General features: G+C 65.6%; 9 protein-coding genes. 2 read left to right on the top strand and 7 right to left on the bottom strand.

All coding sequences use genetic code 11. The features are described 5' to 3' along the window. Nucleotides 1–35: 35 nt before the first annotated feature. Both AMO33_RS12000 and AMO33_RS11995 read left to right on the top strand, forming a co-directional pair. Nucleotides 36–584, top strand: a complete 549-nt coding sequence (locus AMO33_RS12000; RefSeq protein ID WP_060592630.1) for a DUF3558 domain-containing protein — start codon at nt 36–38, stop codon at nt 582–584. A gap of 18 nt (nt 585–602) precedes the next feature. Next, the gene (locus tag AMO33_RS11995) at nt 603–1,007 is read left to right on the top strand and encodes a hypothetical protein (protein WP_060592629.1); all 405 of its coding nucleotides are present in this window, start codon (nt 603–605) and stop codon (nt 1,005–1,007) included. Nucleotides 1,008–1,867: 860 nt separating this feature from the next. On the opposite strand, the gene darG is transcribed toward AMO33_RS11995, so the two are convergent. The 7 genes from darG to AMO33_RS32985 all read right to left on the bottom strand — a co-directional run bounded on the left by darG (nt 1,868) and on the right by AMO33_RS32985 (nt 11,548). Beyond that, nucleotides 1,868–2,926, bottom strand: a complete 1,059-nt coding sequence (gene darG, locus AMO33_RS11990; protein ID WP_060593451.1) for a type II toxin-antitoxin system antitoxin DNA ADP-ribosyl glycohydrolase DarG — start codon at nt 2,924–2,926, stop codon at nt 1,868–1,870. Nucleotides 2,927–2,940: 14 nt separating this feature from the next. Next, the gene (locus tag AMO33_RS32995; protein WP_060592627.1) at nt 2,941–3,288 is read right to left on the bottom strand and encodes a DUF4433 domain-containing protein; all 348 of its coding nucleotides are present in this window, start codon (nt 3,286–3,288) and stop codon (nt 2,941–2,943) included. After that, the gene (locus AMO33_RS32990) at nt 3,185–3,412 is read right to left on the bottom strand and encodes a DarT ssDNA thymidine ADP-ribosyltransferase family protein (RefSeq protein WP_390501803.1); all 228 of its coding nucleotides are present in this window, start codon (nt 3,410–3,412) and stop codon (nt 3,185–3,187) included. The genes AMO33_RS32995 and AMO33_RS32990 overlap by 104 nt, the downstream gene beginning before the upstream one ends. A gap of 165 nt (nt 3,413–3,577) precedes the next feature. Then, entirely contained in the window at nt 3,578–8,170 is a 4,593-nt protein-coding gene (locus AMO33_RS11980) for an Eco57I restriction-modification methylase domain-containing protein (RefSeq protein WP_060592625.1), read from the bottom strand. A 2-nt stretch (nt 8,171–8,172) separates the two neighbouring features. Beyond that, on the bottom strand, nt 8,173–11,055 hold the full coding sequence (locus AMO33_RS11975) for a helicase-related protein (RefSeq protein ID WP_060592623.1): 2,883 nt from the start codon (nt 11,053–11,055) through the stop codon (nt 8,173–8,175). Nucleotides 11,056–11,128: 73 nt separating this feature from the next. Then, entirely contained in the window at nt 11,129–11,443 is a 315-nt protein-coding gene (locus AMO33_RS11970) for a hypothetical protein (RefSeq protein WP_060592622.1), read from the bottom strand. A gap of 45 nt (nt 11,444–11,488) precedes the next feature. Beyond that, nucleotides 11,489–11,548: a hypothetical protein gene (locus AMO33_RS32985; RefSeq protein ID WP_390502229.1), complete on the bottom strand. Its 60-nt coding sequence runs from the start codon at nt 11,546–11,548 to the stop codon at nt 11,489–11,491. Between the last annotated feature and the right edge of the window lie 31 nt (nt 11,549–11,579).

Here is an 11,579-nt window from a genome sequence, read left to right as displayed (position 1 = left end):
TATCGTGGGCTGGGCTGTCGGAATCAGGGAGGGACATGCGCGCCGTCGATGCCGCACGGGGTGTGATCGCGGGGGTGGCCGTGTTGGGTCTGGTCACGGCGTGTTCGGGTGGGGGTCTCGGTGGTTCGGAGCCGGGTACGCCCACGGCGGCCGAGCCGGCGATGGACAACCTGCTCGATCCGTGTACCGATATCGCCGACGAGTGGTTGATCGAGACCGGTCTGGACCCGTCGACCGAGCGCAACATCGTCAACCCGGCCGATGTGTCAGCATGGCGGATTTGCGGGTGGAAGCCGTTGGACGGCAGGCCGTACCGAATCGATGTGTTGTCGACCAGTCACACCGTTGACGAAGTTCGAGCCGACGAGACGCACGAGATCCTTCGAGAGATCACCATCGGCCAACGGCACGGCCTCCTCCATAAGCACAAATCGGACGATCGTCGCATCTGTTACGTCGCCCTCCCCGCACAACAGGGCATGTTCCAGATTTCCGTCGGTTGGCAGAATCCCACCGTGCCCAACGACTACTGCGAGATCGCTGTCGACCACGCCACGGACCTCGAGCCGTATCTCCCGAAGTAGCTCAGCAAGGAGGCCGAAATGTCCGACGACGCAGCCGCGCAACTCGAGACCTGGCGAGCGCTGAAAGAGCAAGGAATCAATGGGCAGTTCACGATGGACACGGAGATCGGCAACGCCCTTTCCGGCCGTTGCGAACAACTCCGCCTCGCACTCGAGGACATCAGATCCGACATCGTCCAGCTCGAATTCCTCTCCGGTTACGGCGGCTTGCCTTCCGCCAACGACCTACGGGTGAAGTTCCAGCAGAAGGCAGTCGGCGGGGCGCCCCATCATCCTGATGACAACGCTCTGGCCCGCATCGACCAGCACATCGAGATCGTCACCACGATGCGCGACGCCTACCTCGCCGCAATAGGCAAGCTGGAGGTCGTCGACCAGGAAACCGGCCAATCCCTGGCGGGTCAGGGCGAGCAGCTCAACTGAATTTGCGGACCGGGCAGGCGGGTTCGAGGCGGACAGGTTCACCCCGCTCGCCGGCGGGGCCACGCGTGCGGTGCGGGCAGCCCCATCCCGGGCGGGTTCCAGCGTGTCGGAAGTGGCGTAGCGTGTCAGCAGGTGCAGGGGGAGCGCGATGTAACACGCGCAGGGCGGGGCGAGCGGTACGCGCTGCGGACTCATCCACTCGCCCGTTCCGTGCCGGCGCTGAACGAGAGCGTGTTTGTCGTCGATCACGCTCCCAGTGGAGCAGCGGAACGGCGCGGTTCCGGTCTGTCCCGGGAAAGTCGTGGGGGAAAGCGGTGAATAGCCTGGACTGCTTCCAGCGGATCCGCATAATGGGAGCTCGCGAGATCAAAATCATCTCTCCCACAACATGTTTCACTATCTTCCAGTTCCGGTGACGGACGGATTCCACAGACGGGAGCACACTGCATCCGGGACAGGGATGTGCGGGCGGTGGCACCGCAGCTCGCCGCAGACGTTCGGGGGACGGCGGGCGTTCCACACCGCAGTCTCGGCCGGTGTCTGCGCGGGATGCGGCAGGAGGCCGGGTTGTCCATCGAGGTCGCGGCGCGGGCGATCGGGCGACGTGTGCGGGTGAGGCGCAATCGGCAGGCTCTGATCATGCGCGACTACAAGCCCTTGGCAGCCCAGAAATCATGTGGCCCGCGTGGGAATTTGCGAGGAAGAAATGGTGAGAATATCTCTTCGGGAGGCGAGATGCGATGAGCGCAGTCGGAACGGCAGTCGTCCAGGCTGCTCGCATCAGATACCATCATGGCGAACCGATCGGCGCGACGTCACGCGTGGCCAGTCGCATCCTGCATCCGCGAGGATTCCCCATCTTACGCTGCGAACGGTGGAATCCAATTGTGCGTGCTCAGTCGATCGAGAGCATTGTCGATGTGGTTTTCGGTGAACAGCGATTTCTTGCGCTTGGTCCAGCTCTGGACAATGCGCACCACGTCGCCATGACGCCGAGCAGGTTCCCGAGTTGCGGCCCAGTGCACTGTCGCGAGTAGTTCCAGCCCGTACATGCTGGTGAAGCCGTCGGTCAGCTCGATCACTCGTTCGACGCGTGCCGCTGTGCGCGGGTCCGTCGCCAGTAACTGTTCGGCACGGCCGGCAGCGGCATCGATCACCTGCAGTGGTTCCGCAGACATCACCTGCGCGCTCCCGTCGCCGAAACCCACGATGAAATGGCCTTCGATCTCGCGCAGGGTTTTGCGCAGGTCGTCTGCGTAGGGACCATACCTGCCCTTGACGAAGTCCAAACGAAGATTCTCGCCCGCGGCTTGCAGGAAGTAGGTCAGTTTCTGAACTTCGATCAGCGTCGCCTCGTGGAACGAGTACTCCTCATAGGCTTTCAGGAGCTTCACGACCGCCGCACGAGCGGCAGTCATCCGCGGGGCCGTGGTTCGAGTGGGCATATCCACGGCTGGTGGAGCGCCCTCGGGTGGGAAAACCAGGATCTCCACATCGGTTGCCAGCGGACGTAGTGCGTCCCAGATGAGTGGGGCCACCTCGGCCCAGTCCAGTCCGCCGTTCCCGCATCCGAGTGGGGGGATTGCGATCGAACGGATCCCGTGCGAATCGATGACCGCCGCCAGGTGACGAAGACCGAGCGCGATGTCATCGAGACGACTCGCCGAGCGCCAATGCCTCTTGGTCGGGAAGTTGACGATGAATCTGGGTCCGTCGAGGGCGCCGGTTTCCCATACGAACATCTCACCGACGTGGATGCGGTTCGCTTTAGCCGCGCGTTCGTACTCCTTGAACATGTCGGGGTATGCGCGCTTGAACTGGAGGGCGATTCCTTTGCCCATCACGCCCACAGTGTTGACGGTATTCACCAAGGCATCGACGTCCGCGCGGAGGAGGTTGCCGTGCTCCTCTCGAATCATGACGCCCTCCATCCTCAGAAGTACCAATGTGACCGGACCGCGGTCCGAGTGGACGCGCCAGCCGTGTCGAGGATGTGACGTAGCTCGTTCTCGACCGGCTCGGTCCGGGTAGCTACACCCAGGATGCTATCCCACGGGACACGTTCGTGGACGAGGAGTTCAGCCTGCCGCCGCTCAGATCGGTCGGGGTACTCCGGTATGTCACACCAGTAGCGCTCCTTCATCAGTTCCCAGTCGACGAAGCCTGTCAGGACCGAGTCATTGGCAGTGAACTGGGCGTAGGGGACGACGGCGTGCCGGTCGGTTCCGAGTACCTGAAGTCCGCGGCGCCGCAAATGTTGCACTGTCGACGCCAAGTACACGATCCGATCGCAGCCCTTCCGTGACCATGCACCTTCCCCATTGGATGGCGAACAACATGGGGCTGCGCGCTGCGAAGTAGAACGGTGTGTAGTCCGCCAGCGTGCCGTACGGGTCGACTGGCACGGGGTGCGCCTGGCGCGTCTCTCCTCGAGATGTGAGTGAGCGATGGAGATCGAGCTAGCCCCGCGCTCAGTTGCCAAGCGGTCGCTCAGCACGCCATGTTCGATCATCGAGGCAATATGTTCGATCCGCGTGATGTGGTAACCCATGTCAGGTCGGGCCGTGAGGTCATCGGGCCGCCCTTGCGGCGATCGCCGTGAAGTGTTCGTGGGCCAGCAGCATGTCGCGTTCGCGGTCTACGCCGGTGAAGGGGGCGGCGTAGGTGATGCCGTCGACGGTGATGTCGGTGCGGCCGAGAGTGGGGTCCTTCCGGAGTTCGGAAGCGACCTTGGTCGGGAGTTGGCGGCCGTTGGCGTCGTAGCGGGCCTCGCGTTCGTAGCGCTGGAGGACGGGGAATTGGGTGCGGTAGATGGTGAGGAGTTCTTCGGCGGTGATTCCGAGCATGACGGCGACGATTGCGTCGATCTCGATCAAGGCTTGTCGCCGGGCAATCGCTGAGCGGAGTGGTGTGGTGGATGCCCACCTCTCATCGATTCGACCGATCGGGGCGAGAATACCGTTGGAATCATACGATGACCATGAATCATGTTTCCATGCGTCGCGATACAACTCACTCCACAGGCTCGAGAATTGAGCTACCTGGCAATTGAGGCGTAGTGTCCGGAGGGTCAAGTTTTCTTCGAGTGGGTGACCTATTGGGCAGGGAAGCTGGAGCCATGTTGACGCGTTGATGTGAGCGTTTCCGATGACTTTGATCATGAAGTCAGCAATGAGGGAGTGGCTTATACCGGCGATTACCGTCAATCGGCGGTTGTCGCCGGCGGTTGTGAAGCTATGAACAGCGTGGACGTGCGTCGGTCCGGGCGGCAGCATCGCTGACTGCAGTGTCCTGACGGTGGCGGTGTCACACATCTCGCGCCAGGCCAGGCGGTAGAAGTTCGAGCTCGGCTCGCCGTTCCAACGTGGATAGGCAGTCTGATACTCAGCCTCTGGCCGTGCCACCTGGTAGTTCGTGCGGGGGATGAAATCTTCGGGCAGGGATTCCAGATCGAGTGGTGAGTAGTCCACGTTGCTGCGCATGCTCGGGTTGCCCTGCTGGTAGAGCGGGGTGGCGACGGTGAGGTGGGGGCCTTGCAGGATGACGTCGGACCAACGGGCAGGGATGGCTGAGCGGGACTCGAAGTAGCCGAGCTTGCGGTCGGCGGATTCATGCCAGCCTGCGGTCCATTGGAAGCCGATTTCGGAGAGGCGGGGGGCGGCGGCGATCTTCTCCAGTACTTCGGCGCTGGCGCGGTTCACCGGGTACAGCATGCGGGCTTCGGTTGCCGGTGTTCCGGGTTCGTCGATCAGGTGTGCCCAACCAGTGAGGTCGTCTTCGGTGACCTCGATGATGCGTTCGGCGTGCGGACGCACATCCCACCGGCCATCCGCGTCCTTGACGCCGGGAGCGGCACCGCTGGAGTCGTGCCCCAGGGAGCGGGTCACCACCTCGGGCTGGTAGATGGCAGCGGCTTGCAGGAAGCGGACTGGTGCGTTGCCGCCGTAGACGTGCACGCCGAAAAGGCGAGTGTGGTTGATTTCCCCGAAGACCTTGAGTTCATTGCGAAACTGCCAGTGTCGGCGGAGGCGGTGGTAGCACTCGCGGCGGAGTGTGCTCGCGCGGGCTTCGGTGAAATGGCTTTCGGGATGGATCAGCGAGACGATCCCGCCCGATGCGCTCGAGCGCCAAGTCCGATCCATGAAGCAGCGGTATGAGTCTGGCTGTAGACCGGCGAGCACCGGTCGATCGACCCCCGACCCCAGATGCGCACTTTGCCCCGCCTGCTTGGCCCGCTCATTCAGATACACCGCCCGAACCACATCGGACCCCATCGCCTCGGCGAGCTTCTCCCTTTTCACCCCCTCCGACGGCTTGTGCGCCAACTGCCACCACGGATCGAAGTCGGCCAATACCGCGGCTTCATCCCAGTCCGGCCGCACCCAGGGCGGATTACCAACCTGCAGGTCGAACCCGCCCTTCTCCTCGAACACCGGCGCGAAATCCAGCTCCCAGTGCAGGAACCCCTGCTCGCCGGCGATCCGGGCGGCGACTTCCAGCCAGGGGTACGACCGCAGGGCGGTGTCGATGGGCTGCGCTTGGGCGAAGGTGCGGTCGGTATCCTCGGCGATGTCGAGGTCATACCAGCTCAGATCGCCCGCGATGCTGATCTGCCCGTGCTTCTCGAACTTCCCGGCCTTCGGTTGCACGCCGAGCACTGCTTCGAGCCCGCCGACCCACTGATCCCAGTCAGGCGCAGGTACCTCGGTGGTGACGGGCCACGACCACAACGCGCACCATGCGTCCATCGCCCGTCGCAGCCGTCGATAGGCGCCGTTCTCGTCGTGCAGCACCGCCTCGATCTGTTCCCGGGTGACGGCGGGGCCGGGCTCTACCGCGTCCCCACCCCACAGATGCAGATCCCGCCGAATCGCCGACTCCGCAATGGTCAGCCGTCGCAGCGTCAACTCCCACAACGTCTCCACCCGCTGCGCCAATCCGGCGAGCCGGTTGACGATGGTCTTCGACGGCGACTTCCGAACCTCGTTCCGCCACAGCCGCAGCTCTTCCCGCTTCTCCGGCGCATACGTCTTCGCCTCGGCGGTATCGACCACCGCCCCCCACCCCTCGGCGGGCAACAGGAAGTGGTGGATTCCCGCGCCGATTTCGGCACCGAGCGGCACATCCGTCGGCACGGCCTTCAACCACGCCTTCTTCGCGAGCTGGCTGGGCTGGTACACCGCCCGTCGAGCTCCGATGAGGGAGTTGCCGCGCCGCAGGTGCAGGCCGAACCACGGGGCCTGCAAACCGGCGACCATGGTGTCGAGCCACAGGGAGATTTCGGCGAGTTCGACGGCGGTGGCGTTCAGGTCGACGCCGTAGACCTGGTGAAGGGCGATGTGCGCCTTCACCTTCTGCAACTCGACGGGGTACCTGTCGGCGGGGATGAGTTCGCCGAGGTCTTCCTGTTTGCGTTTCAAGTACTCGGCCGCGAGCTGCCGCACCGCTTCGATGGCGAACGCACCGGAGCCGAGGGCGGGCTCGCAGATGGTGAACTGGAGGATTTCCTCGGGTGTGGTCCGCTGGTCGTCCTGATCGAGCAGCTCTTCCAACGCCTGGGAGACCACGAATTTCGTCAACACCTCCGGGGTGTAGTACGAGGCGGACTGCTGGCGTTCGCGGCCGGCGAGGCGGAAGACGAAGGTGCCCTTGCGGTGGACCACCGGCTTGAGTTCGTGCGTGTCGGGGTCTTCCTTGCGCACGAAGTCGGATTCGGAGAGGTGGTCGGCACGGTCCACCGGGACCACCCAGGAGCCCTTCTCCGGGTCACCGTTCTTGGCGACTTCATACAGGTCTTCTTCGGCGAAGAAGCCGGTGTAGGACATCAGCCCCTCGTACACCGCGCCGAGTTGATTGATGCCGAGTTCGGCGTAGCTGATGAAGCCGCGGTCGGCGCCCTTACGGGACTTGCTCTCCTTGGTGAGCAGCAGGTGTTCGAGGACCTGCTGGGTGGCTTCGTTGCCGAGGCCGACTTCGTCGATGAGAGCGGTGGCTCGGGGGGAGAACAGGTCGGCGCGGAGGGGGTTGAACTCCAGGCCGGGGGCGGGGTCGTCGGTGACGTTCTCCCGAGCGGCGGGGGTGTGGCCCTTGTCCACGAGATCGAAGAGTTTCTTCAGCGACTCGTAGAGGTGGGTGCCGGTGCGGGCGCGGTGGGAGACGAGTTCGGTGAGGGTGAGTTCGCGGAGGCGGTCGAGGCCGTAGCCCTCCTCGTATTCGGCGGCGCCGATGGGCAGCACCTGCAATTCCGGGGATGCCTCGGCATACAGCAGGAACAGGATTCGATACAGGAACCGCAGTGAGTGCTTCGCGAGTTCGTTGGCGTCGACGCCGTCCATCGTCAGGCCTTGTTCGCGGCGGCGGCGCACGACCTCGTTGGCGATGATCTCGATGGACAGGCGGATGCCTTCGCGCAAGTCCTTGGAGACGCCGACGGTGTGCTTGACCGAGTCCTCCAGCACGCCGGTCCACCAGATGTTCCCGTCGGCGTCGGGTTTCAGGGCGTGGTGTCCGAAGATGGCTGCGGCGCGGTCGATTTCGCCGCCGCGGGCCTCGTGGCGGCGTTCGACGACGACGAGCAGGTCGACGGCGAGGTAGCGGCCCTCGGCCCAGCGTTCGGCCTCGGCGAGCAGGTGCCACTGGCCCGCCTGCACGACGACGAAGGCGGGTGGGGTGTCGGAGCGGAAGGCGGCGGATACGGCTTTGGAGACGGACTCGAGAGGTTTGCCGTCTTCGATCGCGGGGATGAGGAGGTGGCCCGTCTCCGGGTCGAGGAGGGTTTCGAGGGTGTCGACGGGCTGGGCTTGCAGGAACAGGACGCTGTCGGTGCCGGGGAGCTGGGCGTCGGGGATGTGGAGGTCGGTGCCGGCGCGTTCGGCGGTGAAGGGGGTGAGTTCGCCGTCGTAGCCGAAGACGGTGCGGACCAGGGCGTGTACCTTGGGGGCGGCCTCGGGGTTCTCGGTGAGGCCGGCGAGGCCGGTCTGCAGGTCGCGGGCGGCGGCCAGCAGGGCGCTTCGCACGGTGGGGCGGCCCTCCTTGGCCTCGGCGTCCCAGGCCTTGCGCAGTTCCGTGACCTTGCCGTGGAAGGACTCCTTCACCGAATCGGTGGTGAAGTAGTGCTCGCTGATCCAGTCCTCGCCGACGACGATGGAGTCGAAAGAAGGCATGGTCACCGATCCTTTTCCGGGACGATCACCAGCAGCGGGCGCACCAACTGCTGGGTGGGGGCGAGAGATTCGGCCAGCCGCTGCTCTTCGGCGATGCGGCGAGACAGCTTGTCCACCTTGGACTTCTGGCTGCCGAACAGCTCGAGCTGCTCGGCGGCGGCATACCATCGGTCGGCGCGGCGGCGCCACGCCCGCAGACGCTCGGTGGCCGTGCTTTCCTGCTGGTCGAGAATGATCTTCATCGACTGGGCCGCCTGCTCGACGGCGAGCGGGATGAGCGGGCGCAGCTCTTCGATGTCGTCGAGCGGGCCGGGATTGGCGGTGCCGGGCCGCAAACCCGTGTCGGTGAGCAGGAAGTCGAGATCCTGATGGGTTTCCACCAGGGAGAACGCGGGATTCTGCGGGGCAGGGAACACGACCGTGGCGAAGACGCGGGAGACCAGCTGGCCGCGGCGGTTCATGAGGGTGCCCATCAGCAGTACGGTGGGCGCGGGCAGGGCGCCGCGGATGGCGAACACCTGATTGCGGCCGAGTGCGCTCAGCGCGCGGTCGCAGGCCCAGTCGAGCACCGGGTGCAGGGGGCCGAGGAAATGCGCCTCCGGCCAGGTGGTTCCGTTCACGCCCTTGCCCTGTTTGGCGGCGCGCAACTGGGCGTCGCCGACCTGGGGTGAGGTGGCGAGCTTGAGGCGTTCCAAGACCCGACCGTGCTGCAGGTAGTTCTGCGGTAGCTGGTTCAGACGCTGGCGCAGGTCGCGTGGCGGGACCAGCTCGGCGATGCTGTGGTTGGCGTGGACGGTCCAGCCGACGCCGCCCGCGGCGGGATCGGCGTGCGGGACGTCGTCGAAGGCGGCTCGCAATGCCTCGTCGAGGAAGGTGATGTCGTCGGGGTAGAGGCTCTGATGGGGGAGTTCGGGCAGCTCCGGGGTCTCGTCGTCGAGCATGTCGAGCTGGGCGAAGAACGCATCGATGTCCTCGCCGCCGAGGATCTCGTCGATCGAACGTACCTGTTCGTCGAGGGTGGATTTGCGGGCCAGCACGTCCCGGATCGCCGATTCCTCTTCGCCCACACTGTGCTTACCCATCAAGGAGGCGACGTCACCGAGCGCCGAGTGCGCTTCGTTCTCCTTCTCCAGCAGCCGCGAGAGCACCCGCAGGTCACCGGAGAAGTCGGGGTCGGAGGGCTCGAGGATCAGCGAGGAGATGACCGGTGGGCGGCGCTGGCCGTACCGGTCGATGCGGCCGTTGCGCTGCTCGATGCGGATCAGCGACCACGGGATGTCGTAGTGGATGAGGTGGTGGCACTGGGCGTGCAGGTTGACGCCCTCGGAGGCGACATCGCCGGTGACGAGCACGCGGATCGGCGAGGTCTCCAGTTTGAAACTGTCGACGATCTCCTGCTGCTCCACATCGGAGAGGCCGCCGTGCAGCATCACGACGTTCTCGGGCTTCAGTCCCAGGGCGGGTGGCAGGAGCTCGGTCAGCCACTTCAGAGTCGCGATGCGTTCGGCGAAGACCACCGCGCGCATGTCGGACTTCGGGCCGACCCCGATCTCCCGCAAACGCTGCACCAGGGCCGCCTGTTTGCCCGCCGCCTCGGTGAACGCCTTGTCGTTGAGATCGGAAAGGGTGTCCAGCGCGGCCAGTTCGGCGCGCTCCTCCGGGGTGCGCGGTCCGCCCTCGGTGAGCTTGGCGCGGCGCTGGTCGATGGACTCGCGCAACGCGGCGGGGGAGGACAGGAACGCCTTGGCCAGCGTCCACGGGAACAGCGCCTTGGTCTCCCCGGAGTAGGGGGACGAGCCGGATGCCGGATGCAGCCACACCTGCGACAGTTCGCGGGCCACCGCGTCTTCGGCGGCGGAGGGCTGCACGAGACGGTGCACGGGCTCGGCGCGCTCGGCCCAGTCGCTGCCCACCTCGGCGGCGACCTCGTCGTGATGCCGGTGCCTGCGGATCAGCAGCGTCTGCACATCGGTTTTCTCGAACGAGCCGTCCGGGGCCACCGCGGTCGGGTCGAGCAGGCGTAACAGCTCGGAGAAGGACTCCGCACGGCCGTTGTGGGGCGTGGCCGAGGCGAGGATCAGCGCCTCGGTGTTGGGGGCCAGCACGCGGGCGAGCTCGTTGTTCTGGGTGCCGACATTGGTGAGGTTGTGGGACTCGTCGATCACCACGGCGTCCCAGTGCTGGCGCTCGAGGTGCGCTTTGTAGCGAGGGCTCTTGAGGGTATCGATGGAGATGATGGCGCGCTTGTAGTAGGTGAACGGGTTACGCGTGGCAGGGAGTTTCTGGCGCACCTTCTGAATGCCCGCGGAGTCGAGCCGCACGAACGGCAGCGCGAAGCGGCACCACAGCTCGTGCTGCATCTGTTCGAGCACGTGCCGCGGCGTCACGATGAGAATGCGCTCGCCGCGGCCACGGCGCACGAGCTCGGACAGGATCATGCCGATCTCGAGTGTCTTCCCCAGACCGACCGCGTCGGCGAGCAGGATGCGCGGGCGGATGAGTCGCGGGTCGAGTGCCTTGGCCACCGCGGCCCGCTGGTAGCCCAGCGAGTCGGCCAGCATCCGGGTCGACACGGTGAGCGTCTGGTCCCCGTAGGGGAACGGGGTCTTGCGCAGCAGCGCCTCCAGCCACAGGCGGGAATCGCGGTAGCCGGAGGAACCGTCGGGCACGATCTCGGCGGCCGCCGGGTCCTGCACCTCGATGTCGTCCAGGGACGAGTAGAAGGTGGCCGTGGTGTCGGCCACCAGTTCGGAGAGCCCGCGCACCCGAAGCAGCCAGCCATCGGAACCCTGTTCCGCGGAGGTCACCAGCCATTCCTCGTCGCGGACCACGACGATCGAGCCGGGGGCGACGTTGAGGTCGGCACGGGGGTGCGCGGAGGTCATCGAGGCTGCTCCTGGTCTCTGGACGGTCGAACAGATCAACTTAGTACCGTGCGGGGGGATCGACATGTTTCCCCTATCGGCCGTCGGCTCCCCCCGTCGGTTCATTCTGCGGGCTGGGACCGTCGTGTGCGACGATTCCGGCGTTCTCGAGCGCCGTGGCGATCCGTGCGACGCGCTCGGCGGGCATCCGGTCCCGGACGTTGTGGGACGGGCGGGACAGCCGGTTGACGAGCGCGTCGACGGGTACCACACAACGCAGCTCGCCGCCGGGGAGGAACAGGCGCAGCCCCTGCCGGGAGAACGCGACGAGCGGGCGGATGTAGACCTGCTCGCCCAACCGATCCAGCAGGCGGGCGAGCGCGCCGCACTTGTGCCAGGTCACCTGCACCGGACGGCCGTGCTGGATACGTTCGCCCGCCGCATCGGTCGGCAGTCACCCGCGCTTCGTGGCGACGACCTCACCGTGCCAGGCCTTCAGTTCCACCAGGTACAGCCCGCTCGGCGCGGCGACCAGCCGATCGACC

Origin of the sequence: Nocardia farcinica (assembly GCF_001182745.1) — a bacterium.
Taxonomy (GTDB): domain Bacteria; phylum Actinomycetota; class Actinomycetes; order Mycobacteriales; family Mycobacteriaceae; genus Nocardia; species Nocardia farcinica.
Note: the sequence above shows the minus strand (reverse complement) of the source record. Positions and strands in the feature narration are given on the sequence as shown.